Raw genomic sequence first — 15,140 nt, 5'->3', positions numbered from 1 at the left:
GAGAGCGCCATGGCTGCCACCCTCGAAGTCGAATCCACGCTGACTGACCGCTACCAAACCACGGTGCCGGAGACCGTCCGCCGGGCCCTCCGGCTGGGCAAGCGCGACAAGATCCACTACACCATCCGCCCCGGTGGCGAGGTCGTGCTGACGCGCGCCGAGGACTCCGAGGAAGACGATCCGGTGCTCGGTCAGTTCCTGGGCTTCCTGGCCCGCGACATCGCCACGCATCCAGAGCGCCTGCAGGCCATCGATGTCAGCTTCGTGCAGCGCCTCCAATCGCTGACCGGCGGCATCGAAGTCGATCTCGATGCCCCCTTGTCTGCGGACGATGAATGAGCTCGAGCAAGCTCGCGCCCTTGGTCATTCATGGCTGGACGGTTTTTGCCCACCCGCTATTCCTCGCGCATATTGAGACCTTGGCCCAGCAGGTCGAGGCCTTCAAGAAAAAGGATCCCGTCGGATACGTGAAAAAGAACGCCAATAAGCGACTGGCGGCGATCATCAAACTGGCGTTCGACGCCATCCCGCAAGACCCGACACGGCCAGAGTACCGTCAAGGCAACACCCTCGGTGAAGATCACAAGCACTGGTTCCGCGCCAAGTTTTTCCAGCAATACCGGCTGTTCTTCCGCTACCACGCGCCGAGCAAGGTGATCGTGCTCGCCTGGGTCAATGACGAGGACACCAAGCGCGCCTATGAGAGCAGTGACGACGCCTATCGGGTGTTCCGAAAGATGCTGGAAAGCGGCCGTCCTCCGGATGACTGGAACCAGTTGCTGGCCGAGGCATGCGCCGAGGGGCAGCGACTACAGCGATTCGCTGCTGGCATTGCACCGTAAGGCCTGGCTTCTGCGGCAAACAGAGTTGTCATGGGGTCAATTCCAGATGCAGGCCAAAAGGCTGTGGCTACGTTTGGTCTGATGGACAGGGAAGATTCCGATGGTGTCCCTCTTGGAAGGAAAAAGGGCGGCCAAGCCCGGCAAAAATGCTGGCGTAATGTTGGCGAACTGGCGCCAAAACAGCCCAAAAACACCCCAAAAAAAGCCAGCATGCGCTGGCTCTTTCCTTACAAATCAACAGGTTATTGGTGGAGGCGGCGGGAATTGAACCCGCGTCCGCAGTACCTAGACCACCGGATCTACATGCGTAGTTTGTCTTTTGGCTTTAACCGCACCGCCCTCCGACAGACAGGATGACGACATGGCGATTCTGCTTTAATTTAGCGCGCATCCCACAGACTAGAATGCGCACGATTCCGTGTTTCATGACCCTCCGCGCGCCTTTCGGCTCCGGATCCACAGACAAATCCGGGCAGAGGGCTCACTGCTTAAGCAGCGAGAGCGTAATTGCTGTCGTTGGCAATTATGAATCTGCGACCAGTTTTAAGAGCGAACCGCAGCTCTGCATGCACCGAAGGCTTCGCGACCTGCGTCGAAGCCGGTCGCCCCCTATTCACTTCGTTGGACAAGAATACGGCCCAAAAGTTGCGCAAGCCAAATCTCTCATCCTTCTCCAATATTACAGGAGAACCATCCGCCTGACTATGCCACAAACTGCTAATGCAGCGGTTTGCCCGCGGCAAACAGCAGTGCGATATCCGTATCCGCAAAACGATAGACCTCATGGCAATATTCACAGGTGACGATGACCGCACCTTCTGTGGCCAACGTCTCTTCCGCTTCCGCTTGCCCCAGTGACACCAGCATCCGCTCCACCCGCTTACGGGAACAGGAACAGGAAAAGGTCAAGGGCTGCTCCGTATGCAAACGCACCGATTCCTCCGGGAAAATCTCCGGAAGAAACTGCTCAGGCTGCGCCTTCAGCAGAGACTGATCCGATCCGATGGCGATAAACTGGGTAGCCACCCGCCAATCCTCGACACGGAGTACACCCGGTAGCCGTTGCAAGAAATAACCTCCGGCCTGCTGCGCCGCCACGTCTACCGCCAATCGGAAATAGGCGGGCGACTGCACCGACTCTGTAAAATAGGCGTTCAGGGATGCCGTCAGTGTTTCCCGTAATGCCACCAAACCCTGATAGCGATCCCGATCCATTCCCATGTCCACAGTGATGGCGAGCAGGGCATCGGGCAGGTTCGAGAAATCCACCGTAGCGCCCTCCTCCCAGCGACCGTAAGCCCGCATGCCACCCGCCGCCGTCATCTCCGCCACCAGCAGCTTCAACGGTCCCTTGCTCTGCGTCTGCATGATCAAGCGTTCATAGTTTTTCTGGGTGGTAGCCAATAGCGCCAGGCCCACCAGCACCTCGCCCAGCAGCTTAGCCACGCCTTCGGGTCCGGAAAAACCCCGTAGCACCCGCGCGTAAATATCATCCAGGCGACAGCGCGCCCCTCGCAATGGCAAGGTCTCCCAATAAAAACTCTGCGAAAAATCAGTCATGTGCTTCCTCGAATTCCAAACCTTCCAGTCCCTGCCCCATCAGCGGCAGCAAGGCACGCTGGAGTTGTTTGAACAGCCGGGGATCGTATGCTTCCTGCGTGGCAAGGAGTTCTTTCATGTGCTGGCGCTCCGTCGGTTTGCCGAAACAGGCCGGACAATTTTCATGAATCACCGGCAGGGCTTGCTCCGTGGCAAACTGGCGCGTTTGCCTTTCCCGGCAGTACACCAGGGGGCGAATCACTCGTAAATCGCCTTCCCGCACTCGGTAATGGGCCTTCATGGTGCGCAACTCGCCATTATAAAACATGGACATGAAGAAGCTTTCAGCGAAATCATCCAGATGCTGACCAAGCGCCAGGACCTGATAACCTTCGCGCCGTGCGCAGCGATACAACACCCCCCGCCGCATCCGCGCACAAAAACTGCAATAAGAGGGCCGTAGAAGGTGCTTTTGTGCCCGCTCATAAATATTCTGTCGCTCCAGAAAATACGGGATGCCCAACTCCCGCAGGTAAGGTACCAGCGGCTGTGGGTCATAATCCGGACTCATGGGGTCGACGGTGGCCACGGCCAAGTCAAATGGCACCGGGGATTGCCGTTGCATGGCCCGCAACAGGTGCAGCAGGGTCAGAGAGTCCTTTCCACCGGACAGGCCGAGCAGGACGCGATCCCCCGGCTGAATCATGCGAAAATCGGCAACCGCCCGGCCGATCCTGCGCTGTAAAAGCTTCGGTACGGGTAGCCGCGGCAGAGTCGTCACCATCTCAGCCTTCACGCATGGATTCCGTCGCGGCCAACTCTTCCACCGTCACGACGGCCGCCCCCAGCTTGCCAACGACGATTCCTGCTGCGCGGTTGGCCAGTTCCACCGCACGATCCATCGCCCAGCCCGCCGCGAGGGCCGTCGCCAGGGTTGCGATGACCGTATCTCCAGCACCCGTTACATCAAAAACCTCCCGGGCCTGAGCCGGATGGTGATGGATGGCATTCTCCATAAAAAGGGTCATTCCTTCTTCGCCGCGCGTCACCAGCAGCGCTTCCAGTTGCAGAGATACCCGCCACTGCTCGCCCAGCGCGCGGAACTGTGCCTCATTCGCCCAGGTGCCCGCCACTGCCTGAAACTCGCCGAGATTGGGGGTGATGATGGTCGCCCCCTGGTATGGGCGATAATCCCTACCCTTGGGATCGACCAGCACTGGAATACCCAGCCTGCGCCCCAACGCCACCAGATGTTCCACTTCCCGCAAGGCGCCCTTGCCGTAATCGGACAGCAGCAGCGCCTTGGCGTTGATCAACAAGGCCGGCGCCTGCTGACGCAAGGCGTCGCTGTGGGCCTGGCTGGGCTGCGCCTCAAAATCCATGCGCAGGAGCTGCTGCTGATGACCAATGACGCGCAACTTCACGGTCGTTGGACAGGCCTTGTCAGGAATCAGCACCGTCTTGACCCCGGCTTCCGTCAGCAGCGTGCCCAAACGCTCACCCGCTCCGTCATCCCCTACCGGGGCCAGCAAACGCGCCTGCGCCCCCAGCGCCAGCACATTCAGGGCGACGTTGGCGGCGCCGCCGGGACGTTCTTCCTCTCGCCGCACCTGCACCACCGGCACCGGCGCTTCCGGGGAGATACGTTCGACCTTGCCAAACCAGTAACGATCGAGCATCACATCACCGACGATAGCCACCTGCGCCCGCGCCAGACTGTGCAAATCCCCGGCCATATCAGGGGCGTCCGATGGCATGATAAGCAAACCCTTCGGCACGCACGACCGCCGGATCGTAAATATTGCGCCCATCGACGATGAGGGGCTGACGAAGCAGGCTGCGCATCCGTACAAAATCGGGGCTGCGGAATTGCTGCCACTCGGTACAGATCACCAGCGCTTCGGCCCCTTCACAGGCCATGTAAGGGTCCGAGCAGAGCCGCAAGGCGGGTTCTCCTCCGTAGATCCGTCGTGCTTCCTCCATGGCCACCGGATCATAGGCCTGCACCTGCGCACCGCGCCGCCATAAGGCTTCCATGAGCACCCGGCTGGGGGCCTCGCGCATGTCATCGGTGTTGGGTTTGAAAGCCAGGCCCCACACGGCAATGGTTTTACCCGTAAGGTCCTCGCCCAAAGCGCGCACCACTTTCTGCTCCAGAAGCCCCTTCTGACGATCGTTCACCTTCTCCACCGCAGCCAGGAGAGGCGCATCAAAATCATACTGCCGCGCACTGTATTCCAATGCCCGCACGTCTTTGGGGAAACACGATCCGCCATAGCCGCAACCCGGATATATGAAGGCATAACCGATGCGGGGATCGGCGCCAATTCCGCGCCGCACTTGTTCGATGTCCGCTCCCATCCGCTCCGCCAGTCCCGCCAGTTCATTCATCAGCGATATTTTGGTGGCGAGCATAACATTTGCGGCATATTTGGTGAGCTCTGCGGAAGGCGGGTCCATGATGATCAGGCGGTCATGATTGCGGTTGAATGGGGCGTAGAGGACGCGCATCCGCTCCGCTGCCGCCACGTTATCCACACCAATGATAATCCGGTCCGGCTTCATGAAATCCGCCACCGCCGCTCCTTCCTTCAGGAACTCGGGATTGGAGACCACATCGAAGACAATGTCCGCCGCCCGGTCCTGCAAAACAGCAGCAATTCGGGCACGGACTTTTTGTGCAGTGCCTACCGGTACCGTGGATTTATTGATCACCGTGACCGGCCGTTGCAAATGTCGGCCAATGTCCCCGGCCACCGCCAACACATGACGCAAGTCGGCAGAACCGTCTTCATCGGGCGGCGTCCCCACGGCAATGAAAAGGAAATCCCCATGGGTGATACCCTCGGCAACCTCCGTAGTGAAGCGCAAGCGCCCGCCGGCAATGCCTTCCTGTACCATGGCGGGCAAATCCGGTTCGTGAATGGGCACATCTCCGGTCTGCAACCGCGCCACCTTGTCGGCGTCCACATCCACGCACAGCACCTGATTACCCACCTGCGCCAGACAGGCGCCAGTGACCAGCCCCACGTATCCGGTCCCCACCACCGTTACCTTCATCGCCTATCCTCCCCGTTCCAGCACCACGACCGCCATGGCATAGCGACGCTCATCGCTGATGGACAGCCAACTGCGCACGCCATCCCCGAGCCCCCGTAGGAGCTGTTGCGCGCGACCGCCCAGCACCAATTGCGGACGCCCGCCCGAATCGTGGCCCACCTGCACGTCCATCCAGCGCATCCCATTAGTCATGCCGCTACCCAAGGCTTTGAATGTGGCCTCCTTGGCCGCGAAACGTCGCGCCAGAAAAGCGGCGCCGGCCGCGGCTTCCACCGGCATGTCCGCCACCTCCAAAGGTCCCAGCAGACGCTCGGTCAGACGTTCCCCGAAGCGGGCATGGAGACGGGCCATTCGCTCGACGGCAACGATATCCGTCCCCATTCCCACGATCATCCACGCGCCTCGAGCATGAGTCTTTTCATATCCGCCACCGCCGTCGCCATACCGACAAATACGGCATGGGCAACGATGGCATGGCCGATATTCAACTCCCGGATATAGGGGATCGCTGCCACCGCCTGCACGTTGTGGTAATCGAGACCATGCCCGGCATTCACCTGCAGGCCGAGGCTATCGGCAAAGCTTGCTGCGCTGGTGATCTGGCCCAGTTCTTCAGCACGCGTCGCCGTATCAGCGGTATTGGCATAACGGCCCGTATGCAGCTCGACCACGGGCGCTCCGGTTTCCATCGCCGCCTCCAACTGAAAAGGGTCGGGGTCGACAAACAGCGATACCCTGACCTTGGCAGCGGCCAGACGCTGGCAGGCCTCTTTGATACGAGACAATTGTCCGGCAACATCCAGTCCGCCTTCGGTGGTCAGCTCCGCACGGCGTTCCGGCACCAGACAGCAGTCGCTAGGGGATAGGCGCTCCGCCACACGCAAGACACCTTCCTCAACGGCCATTTCGAGATTGAGGCGGGTACGCAGGGTCTGGCTGAGAATTTCCACATCCCGCTCCACGATGTGCCGTCGATCCTCACGCAGATGCGCGGTAATGGCGTCGGCGCCAGCGCGTTCGGCGACGAAGGCCGCCTCCACCGGGTCCGGATAGCGGGTGCCGCGCGCCTGCCGCAACGTCGCAACGTGGTCGATATTCACCCCCAAGGCAATCATTCGCTGTGCTCCTCCCTTTTCTGTATCGTCATCGCGGGCTGTGTTCTGCGCAAGTATGCCGTAAGGAGGCGGCGACTCTCCAGTGGGCGTCCGCCCAGATGGACCAGCAACTCCTGTTCCAGACAACGCCGTAGGGAGGAATTCCAGACTGGCATACTGCGTGTCTGCATCGCCCCCCGTAACCAGACCAGGGCCGCCGCCTCTATGGCCACCGCAGCATCGGGCGCATGGGCCCGGCAGAATACACCGTGTGCGGCCTGGTATAACCAGTGTTCTGAAGATGCCGCATCGGGAGACCGGCCACACTCCGCGCAATGCGCCAGATCAGGTGCCCACCCCAGATTTTCCAGCAGGCGCCGTTCGAAACGCCGGAGATACCAGCCTTCCCCCGGTTCACTGCACAACGCATCGATGGTTTCTTCATAGACTTGAAAGAGATCGGGGAAGGGGTCTCTACGCTGGGTCAGCCGCAACAGCAGCTCGTTGACATAAAAAAGGCTGAGATTCTGTAGTGGATTGAGTGGCAGAAACGGACCCAGTTCTTCCGCCTGCGCCAGTACCGGTAACTCCCCCCGTCCCAGCCAGCGCACCCACAGGGGGCGCCCCGCCTCGATCCGCGCCAGCGCAGAACGCGCGCGTCGGGCACCTTTGGCCAGCACCCCCAGTCGACCTTGTGTCCGGGTAAACAATTCCACTATCAGGCTGGTATCTCCGTAAGGGTAGTGATGCAGCACCCAGGCGCGATCACCGGGTTCAGTCGTCATACCCCAACTCGCGCAGGATATGATGGTCTTCCGACCACTGTTCCTTCTGCTTGACCCATAATCCCAGCCAGACCCGCTCTTCGGTCAACTGCTGCAGTGCCTCCCGCGCCCGGCTGCCGATCACCCGCAGACGGTTGCCGCCGTCGCCCAGAATAATGGCTTTCTGCCCCGGCCGCCGACAATAAATGGTCGCCTCTATGCGCTGCTGGCCACCTTCCACCTGATAGCTTTCAATGGCAACGGCCGTGTCGTAGGGTAGTTCCGCACCGAGTTGCCGGAATATCTGCTCGCGAATGATTTCTGCCGCCATAAACCGCAGATTGCGATCGGTGACCTGATCCTCCGGGAAAGCCGCCGGAGCCGGTGGCAATAGTGGCACCAGCACATCAGCCAGACGCTCCACGTCCGGCGCCCTGCGCGCCGAGAGTGGTATGATCGCCGCGAATTCTCCACGCTCCGCCAATGCCTGCAGATAGGGAAACAGACGCGCCTTGCTCGCAACCCGATCCACCTTGTTTACCACGGCCACCAGCGGAATACCGGCCCGCTGCAACCAGCGCAGGGCCTCCGCGTCGTCATGGGTCCACAGCAGCGCCTCTACCACCAGCACGCCCAGATCCGCGGATTCCAGCGCCCCCCGGGTGGCCCGCAGCAGGTGTCGGTTCAGGCTGCGATAGCCACTATGCACGCCCGGCGTATCCAGAAAGAGCAGTTGTCCGTCGGGGCGGGTCAGTATCCCGAGAATCTGATCCCTGGTAGTCTGCGGACGCGGCGCCGTGATGCTGATTTTCTGCCCGACCAGATGATTCAGCAGGGTGGATTTACCGACATTAGGACGCCCGAGCAGCGCCACATATCCGCTGCGGTACCCTTCGTCAGGAGCGCCGCTCTTGATCTCATCCATGCACGGCAACCTGCAGTTGTGCCAGCATCAGCGCCGCCGCCTGCTGTTCGGCTTTCCGCCGGCTGCCATCCTCCGCTTCGGTAGCTTCGGCGCCAGGCACACTGCAACGCGCCACGAAACGCCGCTCATGGGCCTGTCCTTTTTCCGCCACCGTCGTATAGACGGGTACAGGACGTCCCTGTCCCTGCAGGAATTCCTGCAGGCGCGTTTTGGGATCGCGCAACTCTTCGCCACCCAGGTCATCAGTCATCAAGGGCTCGACCAGTTGTGCAACGATACGCTCCGCCGCACCAAAGCCGCCATCCAGGAAAGCCGCACCAATCACCGCCTCCAAGGCATCGGCGCGGATGGAGTCTCGCCGGGCGCCACCGCTGCGTATTTCTCCGGGGCCCAGGATCAGGGAATCGGCCAAAGCGATTTTTCCGGCGATCTCCGCCAGGGTTTCCTCCCGAACCAGCCGTGCCCGCATCCGCGACAGATCCCCCTCGCTCACCTTGGGAAAGCGGGCGAAGAGTTTTGCCGCTACTACAAAATTCAGTGCCGCGTCCCCCAGAAACTCCAGCCGTTCATTGTGCCGGGCGCCCGCACTTCGATGGGTCAGCGCCTGCAACAGCAGGGACTGCTCACGGAATTGATAGCCGACCGACTGTTGCAGAGATTCTAAAACATCCATAAACGCATCGACTCAGGCATTAAAAATGGGAAGAAGAACTGCATCATATACCTAAAAGATTTTCAATGCCCTGCGGCGTCAAAATGCAGTAACAAACTGACATTGCCAACCAATGGCACGATCTTGTCATAACTGACGGTGATCAGCACCGGTCCTGCACCCGCTTTTTCGATCTGGATGCCTTTCTGCGGGATATGGATCATCGCCACATCCAGGCGGGCATTGAGGTCGCGGCGAATCTGGGCAGCAGACTCTCCCGGCACGGACTGCCGCTCCTGCTGGCTGACGATATTTTTCAGAGACCAGTAATCATAGTAGGACGGCATCACCTTCACTACAAAGGCGACGACAAAGACCAGGATCAACAGCCAGAAGATCGCACCGACAAATGAAAGCCCTGCCTCACCCGAACGCCGCGTGATCAGGGACCGCGCGTACCCGCTTTGCTGGCCCGAATAAATCCTTATGACTTGTTGGTCTGACATGGGGTCACACATTCCGAGCCCTCCCGGATCTCTGGATTCATCCCTATCCCTTACTTAGTCCTGAACAGGGATTTTGCAAGTGCAACCTCCGGACTCAGGAAGCCCCGTCCAGTGCGCGGCCGATCTGGTTCCAGCGGATGGACCAATTCTCGGCATCCCAGGAGAACCACACGAACATTGCCTTCCCAACGATATTGCGTTCCGGTACGACGCCCCAGAAACGGCTGTCATTACTGTTGTCCCGGTCATCCCCCATCATGAAATAAGAGTGAGGCGGCACCTTGTAGGGACCGAAATTCATTTGGGCTTCGGGCGTGGCAAATTCAATAATATGGAATTTGTGGCCACCGAGTTCCTGCTCATACTCTTTGGTAGGGATAACCATACCCTCCGCGCCCTGCCCTTCCGGCCGATAATTAAAAGTACCGATAAGTTTTTGTGGCACTAGTTTATTGTTGATGTAGAGTGCATCCCCCCTGACCTCAATCGTGTCGCCGGGCAGGCCGATGACCCGCTTGATGTAGTCCACACGCGGATTTTTGGGATAACGGAACACCATGACATCACCCGCTTCCACCGGACTGCCCCGGGTAATGGGTGTGTGGATCAGCGGTAGCCGCAATCCCCACTGGAATTTATTGACCAGCACGAAATCGCCCACCCGCAGGGTCGGTATCATGGATCCGGACGGTATCTGGAAGGGTTCAAACAGAAATGCACGGATCAAAAAAACAATGAGCAATACCGGAAAAAAACTCCGGGCATACTCGACAACGACGGATTCCCTGGCTCCCGCGGGCCGCTTCCTTCGCAAAAACAGCAGATCGCCCAGCCAGATCAGGCCGGAAAGTACAACCGCCAGAAACAATCCCAGGGTAAAATCCATCAGTACCTGTCCTTCATTGTGAATGCGCCCAAAATCAGCCTCCGCACAAGTTGCGCAGTGCGCGTTTTACCTCTTGTCACTTTTCAGCACCGCCAGAAAGGCTTCCTGGGGAATCTCCACATGACCAACCTGCTTCATGCGCTTTTTGCCCTCTTTCTGCTTCTCCAGCAGTTTACGTTTGCGCGAAATATCGCCACCATAACACTTGGCCAGCACATTCTTACGCAGGGCCTTGACCGACTCCCGGGCGATGACCCTGGCGCCGATCGCTGCCTGGATAGCCACCTCGAACATCTGTCGGGGAATCAGATCACGCAAACGGACCACCAGTTCCCTGCCGCGCCGTTCGGACACATCACGGTGCACGATCCAGGACAGTGCATCCAGCTTTTCCCCGTTGATGAGAATGTCCATTTTCACCAGCGGCCCACTCTCAAAACGTGCAAATTCATAGTCCATGGAGGCATAACCCCGGCTCACCGATTTGAGGCGATCAAAAAAATCCAGGACCACTTCATTGTGCGGCAACTCATAGCGCAGCATTACCTGCCCGCCGGTGAACTGCATATTCTTCTGTCGCCCACGCCGCTCTTCACAAAGAGCGATTACCGGGCCGAGATACGTTTCCGGTACCAGAATGTTCGCGGTAATCACCGGCTCGCGAATATCCGCAATCTTCTGTGCCGCAGGCAATTCGGCGGGATTGGAAATCTTCAGCACCTGGCCGTCGGTGGTAAGCACCTCATAGATCACGGTGGGTGCCGTACTGATCAGTTCCAGTTGGTACTCGCGTTCGAGACGCTCCTGCACGATTTCCATATGCAAAAGCCCCAAAAATCCGCACCGGAAACCAAAACCCAGGGCTTGTGAAGTCTCCGGCTCAAACTGCAGGGCCGCGTCATTCAGGCGCAACTTCTGCAGCGCCTCGCGAAAGCTTTCGTAATCCGCCGAGTCCACCGGATAGAGCCCGGTAAATACCTGTGGCTGCACCTCGCGAAAACCGGGCAGAGGCGCGCTGGCGGGGCGGTCCTGCTCGGTCAGGGTATCTCCCACCCGGGCGCCTTCAATGGTCCGCACGCCCGCAATGACAAAGCCCACCGCACCCGTTTCCAGGGCGGGGACCATCAGGGATTTTGGGGTAAAAACGCCAACCTTTTCTACCACATAAGGTTTCTGACCCACCATCGTCAGGATGCGCTGACCGGGACGGATGGAACCGTTCATCACCCGCACCAATACCACCGTCCCCAGATAATTATCGAACCAGGAGTCGATGATGAGGGCTTGCAGCGCAGCTTCCGGATCACCCTGGGGAGGTGGGATGCGTTCCACCACCCGCTCCAGAATCTCCCGAATACCGGTACCTTCTTTGGCACTGGCCTCTACGGCATCGTCAGCAGGCAGCCCGACTATTGCTTCAATCTCCCTGCGCACCCGCTCCGGATCGGCAGCCGGCAGATCGATTTTGTTGAGGACCGGCAGGATCTCCAGGTTGTGTTCCAGCGCCGTGTAACAGTTGGCTACGCTTTGCGCTTCCACCCCCTGCGATGCATCCACGACCAGCAGCGCGCCTTCACAGGCAGCCAGGGAACGGCTCACTTCGTAAGAAAAATCCACATGGCCCGGTGTATCGATGAGGTTGAACTGGTACTCCTGTCCATCTGCGGCGCGAAACTGCAGGCGCACGCTCTGCGCCTTGATGGTAATGCCGCGTTCGCGTTCGATATCCATCGTATCCAGCACCTGACTGGACATTTCACGCTCGGTCAACGCCCCGCAAAGACGGATGAACTGGTCCGCCAGAGTGGATTTTCCGTGATCCACATGGGCAATAATGGAAAAATTGCGAATATGCTGCTGTTCAGTCATCTGGCCTGTCAATCCATGGGCGCCGGGCGGGTACTACCACCCCGGCGGATGCAATCACAAAAAGGGCTGGTACAAACGCCCAGCCCTTCGCGGCGATCGCCTGCTTCAATGCGGCAGCGAAAGCACCAGATAGAAACTCCCCTCACCACGTCGCACCAGCACCGGGATCGGCTGGCCCGCCGGCAAGGCAGCCACCAGCTTCTGCAAGTCGGCGGCATTGGTAATCTGCTGCTGTGCCACCTGCAAGATCACATCACCGGGACGAATACCGGCTTCTGCCGCCGGCCCCACACCAACCCCGAGGACCAGGACACCAGTATTCACGTGCAGTTGCTTACGTGCCTCCGCAGTCAGCGGACCCACCTGCACATTCAGTCGTTTGACTTCACCTTCCTGCGCCGGACCGCCGGATGCGGCGGATTCCACCGTATTCTCCAGGTTGCCGGGCAGACTCTCCACCACGATGTTGAGGCTCATGGGCTTGCCATCACGGATAACCCCCAGCTTCGCCTTGAAACCGGCGGGCAATACTCCCACCAGCGGCGGTAATTGACCAGAGTTATAGATGGCCTGACCGTCAAAGGAGACAATGACATCTCCCGGACGTAACCCCGCCTTGGCAGCCGGACCGTCAGGCACAACCTGTGACACCAAGGCACCCACCGGCTCTTTCATGTGGAAGGACTTGGCGAGATCCATGCTGACATCCTGAATCATGACCCCGAGCCAGCCAAAATGCACTTTCTGATGCAGCTTTAACTGTTTGACCGCATCCATGGCGACATTGATGGGGATAGAGAAAGACAACCCCATGTAGCCACCGCTATTGGTATAGATCTGGTCGTTGATGCCGATGACCTGACCGCGCATATTGAATAGCGGGCCACCGGAGTTACCAGGGTTGATCGGCACATCCGTTTGAACGAACGGGATGTAGGGATCATCCGGCAAAGGCCGCGAGGTCGCACTGATCACACCCTGGGTGACGCTGTTCTCAAAGCCGAAGGGCGAACCCACCGCCAGCACCCACTGTCCGACCTCCAGCTTGCTGGAGTCACCAATCTGTACCACCGGCAGATTCTTCGCGTCAATTTTGAGCAACGCCACATCCATACGCGCCGACAGGCCCACCAGGTGAGCTGCATATTGATGATGATTGGTGAGACTGACAATGATCTTCTGAGCCCCTTTCACCACATGCGCCGCAGTCACGATATAGCCGTCGGAGCTGATGACAAAACCGGAACCCAGGGATTGCACCTGATATTTCTGTCCGGCTCCGCCACCAGGTGCTCCAGGTTGCCCCGGTGCGCCAAAGAAGGGGGCGAAAAACTGATTCAGGGGAGAGTTCGGCGGGAAGGGGGAAGTCACACCACGCGCCACTCTGGTCTCCGTCGTGCTGATGTTCACTACTGCAGGTCCATACTGCTTGACGATGGGCGTAAAATCAGGCAGCCCCACCAACGCCTGACCGCTGGCACCGGAATCCGCCCAAGCAGGCGTCATCGCCCCTATGCTCAGTCCCAAACCCATACAAAGCGCCATCACAAGGCGCTGCCTACCCAGCACACAATTTTTCAAGACCCCTCCCAACCATCCGATATGCTGCTTAATTCAAGACCGTATCTATCATCTCGGTATCTGCAGCACTTGGCAACAGGTATCGCGCCACCGTGCCGATACGTATCGGCACGCATTCTGACCAACGCTGATTCTAGGGATAACCTGCAGGAAAAGCCATGGAAGCCGCACTGATCCCCTCCGCGGGCGTATAGGCCGCACTTTCCAGACCAGACTGCCCCGAAGCATAGGCGGAAGGAATCCGCGAGGAAACGAGGTAGTTACCACCACCGGGCACCCACAGCCGTTGAATATCTCTCTGGATAACCACGTTTGTGCCGACAGGCGGCGACGCAAAATCCGCTACGGGGCTGAGATGAAATTCTTCACCACGGGTTGAAAACCCCCTCAGCACGGCGGTCTGCGCATAATGACCAGATCCGCCGCCAGCAACGGATGGCCCCACCCCTTGATGGGGCAGGAGACCTACCAAGGTCACTGATACCACCAGCACCGCAGCCACAGAACCGGTCTTCACCCAGAAACTTCTTGAACTGCCCTGCCGCAGCGGACGTTGCGGCGCCAGGAGACTGGGTTCGTTCACGATCGCCCAGGCTACCCGATCGGCGAAACCAGCCGATGCCAGACGAACCCCTTTCCCGTCATTTTGCAGAAGAAAGGAAACGCGGTACTGAGACTCCCATGCCTCACGCAAACCGCTCTCACACTGCATACGTGCGGCAAGACGGCTGGCGCGCAGCCCACTGAGCTCGCCCTCCATGAACGCCATCAGTTCTTTTTGCGTTTCATCGTTCATGACTTTTCCCGCTCCAACAAAGGGGCCAGAACCCTGGCAATTGCTTCACGCGCCCGAAAAATCCGGGACCTCACCGTCCCCACCGGGCACTCCATGACCTGGGCAATTTCATCGTAACTCAAGCCTTCAAACTCCCGCAAGGTGACCGCCATGCGCAAATCCTCCGGCAACGCAGTCAATGCCTTGTTGATATATTCCGCCAACTCCCTACTGAGTAATAACCCTTCCGGAGTATCGTATTCTCTTAGTCCATCGGCACTGGCAAATTGTTCCGCATCTTCCGTTTCCACATCCACAATGGAAACCTGCCGGCCCTGGGCTACGAGGTGATTCTTTGCCGTATTGACGGCGATACGATACAACCAGGTGTAAAACGCGCTATCGCCGCGAAAATTGGCAAGCGCGCGGTAGGCTTTGACAAAGGCTTCCTGGGCCACATCTTCGGCCTCCTCCGGAGTGCGCACAAAACGCCCGACCAGGGAAATCACCTTGTGCTGGTATTTGCGTACCAGGAGATCAAATGCCCCCTTTTCTCCCTTTTGTACGCGCTGGACGAGGAGCAGGTCACTGGGGGCGCCATGTTCCTGACCACCCGCCGTGCTGCGTCCCATGATTTTACCCATTCA

At 59.0% G+C, this 15,140-nt stretch carries 17 protein-coding genes and 1 other RNA gene; 2 read left to right on the top strand and 16 right to left on the bottom strand.

Annotated features, from left to right (window positions below):
• The first annotated feature begins 9 nt into the window (after positions 1-9).
• The gene (locus tag AFE_RS06620) at positions 10-339 is read left to right on the top strand and encodes a type II toxin-antitoxin system PrlF family antitoxin (RefSeq protein ID WP_009569578.1); all 330 of its coding nucleotides are present in this window, start codon (positions 10-12) and stop codon (positions 337-339) included.
• Positions 336-842: a type II toxin-antitoxin system YhaV family toxin gene (locus AFE_RS06615; RefSeq protein WP_009569577.1), complete on the top strand. Its 507-nt coding sequence runs from the start codon at positions 336-338 to the stop codon at positions 840-842. Before AFE_RS06620 ends, AFE_RS06615 begins: the two co-directional genes overlap by 4 nt.
• A gap of 246 nt (positions 843-1,088) precedes the next feature.
• Here AFE_RS06615 and ssrA read toward each other — a convergent pair.
• The 16 genes from ssrA to rpoE form a co-directional block, all read right to left on the bottom strand.
• Positions 1,089-1,452, bottom strand: a transfer-messenger RNA (tmRNA) gene (gene ssrA / locus AFE_RS15185).
• A 107-nt stretch (positions 1,453-1,559) separates the two neighbouring features.
• Positions 1,560-2,402: an Hsp33 family molecular chaperone HslO gene (hslO, locus tag AFE_RS06610; RefSeq protein ID WP_012536503.1), complete on the bottom strand. Its 843-nt coding sequence runs from the start codon at positions 2,400-2,402 to the stop codon at positions 1,560-1,562.
• Positions 2,395-3,177, bottom strand: coding sequence for an ATP-binding protein (locus AFE_RS06605; protein WP_012607057.1), 783 nt, complete (start codon positions 3,175-3,177; stop codon positions 2,395-2,397). The genes hslO and AFE_RS06605 overlap by 8 nt, the downstream gene beginning before the upstream one ends.
• Positions 3,167-4,138 (bottom strand): D-glycero-beta-D-manno-heptose-7-phosphate kinase, encoded by a 972-nt coding sequence (gene rfaE1, locus AFE_RS06600; RefSeq protein ID WP_049759457.1) that lies wholly within the window; start codon positions 4,136-4,138, stop codon positions 3,167-3,169. Before rfaE1 ends, AFE_RS06605 begins: the two co-directional genes overlap by 11 nt.
• Complete coding sequence (locus AFE_RS06595) at positions 4,119-5,441, bottom strand: UDP-glucose dehydrogenase family protein (RefSeq protein WP_012607056.1); 1,323 nt, start codon at positions 5,439-5,441, stop codon at positions 4,119-4,121. Before AFE_RS06595 ends, rfaE1 begins: the two co-directional genes overlap by 20 nt.
• Before the next feature lie 3 nt (positions 5,442-5,444).
• Positions 5,445-5,834, bottom strand: a complete 390-nt coding sequence (acpS, locus tag AFE_RS06590) for a holo-ACP synthase (RefSeq protein ID WP_009565421.1) — start codon at positions 5,832-5,834, stop codon at positions 5,445-5,447.
• Complete coding sequence (pdxJ, locus tag AFE_RS06585; RefSeq protein ID WP_012536500.1) at positions 5,831-6,556, bottom strand: pyridoxine 5'-phosphate synthase; 726 nt, start codon at positions 6,554-6,556, stop codon at positions 5,831-5,833. Before pdxJ ends, acpS begins: the two co-directional genes overlap by 4 nt.
• Positions 6,553-7,320: a DNA repair protein RecO gene (gene recO / locus AFE_RS06580; RefSeq protein ID WP_012536499.1), complete on the bottom strand. Its 768-nt coding sequence runs from the start codon at positions 7,318-7,320 to the stop codon at positions 6,553-6,555. Before recO ends, pdxJ begins: the two co-directional genes overlap by 4 nt.
• Positions 7,310-8,224 carry a GTPase Era gene (gene era, locus AFE_RS06575; RefSeq protein ID WP_012536498.1) on the bottom strand — a complete coding sequence of 305 codons (915 nt, stop codon included), beginning with the start codon at positions 8,222-8,224 and terminating at the stop codon, positions 7,310-7,312. The genes recO and era overlap by 11 nt, the downstream gene beginning before the upstream one ends.
• Complete coding sequence (rnc, locus tag AFE_RS06570) at positions 8,217-8,897, bottom strand: ribonuclease III (protein ID WP_012536497.1); 681 nt, start codon at positions 8,895-8,897, stop codon at positions 8,217-8,219. Before rnc ends, era begins: the two co-directional genes overlap by 8 nt.
• A gap of 62 nt (positions 8,898-8,959) precedes the next feature.
• Entirely contained in the window at positions 8,960-9,382 is a 423-nt protein-coding gene (locus tag AFE_RS06565) for a DUF4845 domain-containing protein (protein WP_225487430.1), read from the bottom strand.
• A 94-nt stretch (positions 9,383-9,476) separates the two neighbouring features.
• On the bottom strand, positions 9,477-10,268 hold the full coding sequence (lepB, locus tag AFE_RS06560; protein ID WP_009567235.1) for a signal peptidase I: 792 nt from the start codon (positions 10,266-10,268) through the stop codon (positions 9,477-9,479).
• A gap of 66 nt (positions 10,269-10,334) precedes the next feature.
• A complete protein-coding gene (gene lepA, locus AFE_RS06555; RefSeq protein WP_009567236.1) occupies positions 10,335-12,137 on the bottom strand; it encodes a translation elongation factor 4 in 1,803 nt (600 codons plus the stop codon).
• A gap of 105 nt (positions 12,138-12,242) precedes the next feature.
• Positions 12,243-13,682 (bottom strand): Do family serine endopeptidase, encoded by a 1,440-nt coding sequence (locus AFE_RS06550; protein ID WP_012607055.1) that lies wholly within the window; start codon positions 13,680-13,682, stop codon positions 12,243-12,245.
• Between the two features lie 169 nt (positions 13,683-13,851).
• Positions 13,852-14,514, bottom strand: coding sequence for a sigma-E factor negative regulatory protein (locus tag AFE_RS06545; protein ID WP_009561171.1), 663 nt, complete (start codon positions 14,512-14,514; stop codon positions 13,852-13,854).
• Positions 14,511-15,137, bottom strand: coding sequence for an RNA polymerase sigma factor RpoE (gene rpoE / locus AFE_RS06540; RefSeq protein WP_009561172.1), 627 nt, complete (start codon positions 15,135-15,137; stop codon positions 14,511-14,513). The genes AFE_RS06545 and rpoE overlap by 4 nt, the downstream gene beginning before the upstream one ends.
• Between the last annotated feature and the right edge of the window lie 3 nt (positions 15,138-15,140).

Origin of the sequence: Acidithiobacillus ferrooxidans ATCC 23270, assembly GCF_000021485.1 — a bacterium.
Taxonomy (GTDB): domain Bacteria; phylum Pseudomonadota; class Gammaproteobacteria; order Acidithiobacillales; family Acidithiobacillaceae; genus Acidithiobacillus; species Acidithiobacillus ferrooxidans.
Note: the sequence above shows the minus strand (reverse complement) of the source record. Positions and strands in the feature narration are given on the sequence as shown.

Bases quoted from the DNA above. Each gene is read 5' to 3' on its own strand.
- AFE_RS06620 (WP_009569578.1), top strand. From the start codon at position 10: ATGGCTGCCACCCTCGAAGTCGAATCCACGCTGACTGACCGCTACCAA.
- AFE_RS06615 (WP_009569577.1), top strand. From the start codon at position 336: ATGAGCTCGAGCAAGCTCGCGCCCTTGGTCATTCATGGCTGGACGGTT.
- hslO (WP_012536503.1), bottom strand. From the start codon at position 2,402: ATGACTGATTTTTCGCAGAGTTTTTATTGGGAGACCTTGCCATTGCGA.
- rfaE1 (WP_049759457.1), bottom strand. From the start codon at position 4,138: ATGCCATCGGACGCCCCTGATATGGCCGGGGATTTGCACAGTCTGGCG.
- AFE_RS06595 (WP_012607056.1), bottom strand. From the start codon at position 5,441: ATGAAGGTAACGGTGGTGGGGACCGGATACGTGGGGCTGGTCACTGGC.
- acpS (WP_009565421.1), bottom strand. From the start codon at position 5,834: ATGATCGTGGGAATGGGGACGGATATCGTTGCCGTCGAGCGAATGGCC.
- pdxJ (WP_012536500.1), bottom strand. From the start codon at position 6,556: ATGATTGCCTTGGGGGTGAATATCGACCACGTTGCGACGTTGCGGCAG.
- recO (WP_012536499.1), bottom strand. From the start codon at position 7,320: ATGACGACTGAACCCGGTGATCGCGCCTGGGTGCTGCATCACTACCCT.
- era (WP_012536498.1), bottom strand. From the start codon at position 8,224: ATGGATGAGATCAAGAGCGGCGCTCCTGACGAAGGGTACCGCAGCGGA.
- rnc (WP_012536497.1), bottom strand. From the start codon at position 8,897: ATGGATGTTTTAGAATCTCTGCAACAGTCGGTCGGCTATCAATTCCGT.
- AFE_RS06565 (WP_225487430.1), bottom strand. From the start codon at position 9,382: ATGTCAGACCAACAAGTCATAAGGATTTATTCGGGCCAGCAAAGCGGG.
- lepB (WP_009567235.1), bottom strand. From the start codon at position 10,268: ATGGATTTTACCCTGGGATTGTTTCTGGCGGTTGTACTTTCCGGCCTG.
- lepA (WP_009567236.1), bottom strand. From the start codon at position 12,137: ATGACTGAACAGCAGCATATTCGCAATTTTTCCATTATTGCCCATGTG.
- AFE_RS06550 (WP_012607055.1), bottom strand. From the start codon at position 13,682: ATGGCGCTTTGTATGGGTTTGGGACTGAGCATAGGGGCGATGACGCCT.
- AFE_RS06545 (WP_009561171.1), bottom strand. From the start codon at position 14,514: ATGAACGATGAAACGCAAAAAGAACTGATGGCGTTCATGGAGGGCGAG.
- rpoE (WP_009561172.1), bottom strand. From the start codon at position 15,137: ATGGGTAAAATCATGGGACGCAGCACGGCGGGTGGTCAGGAACATGGC.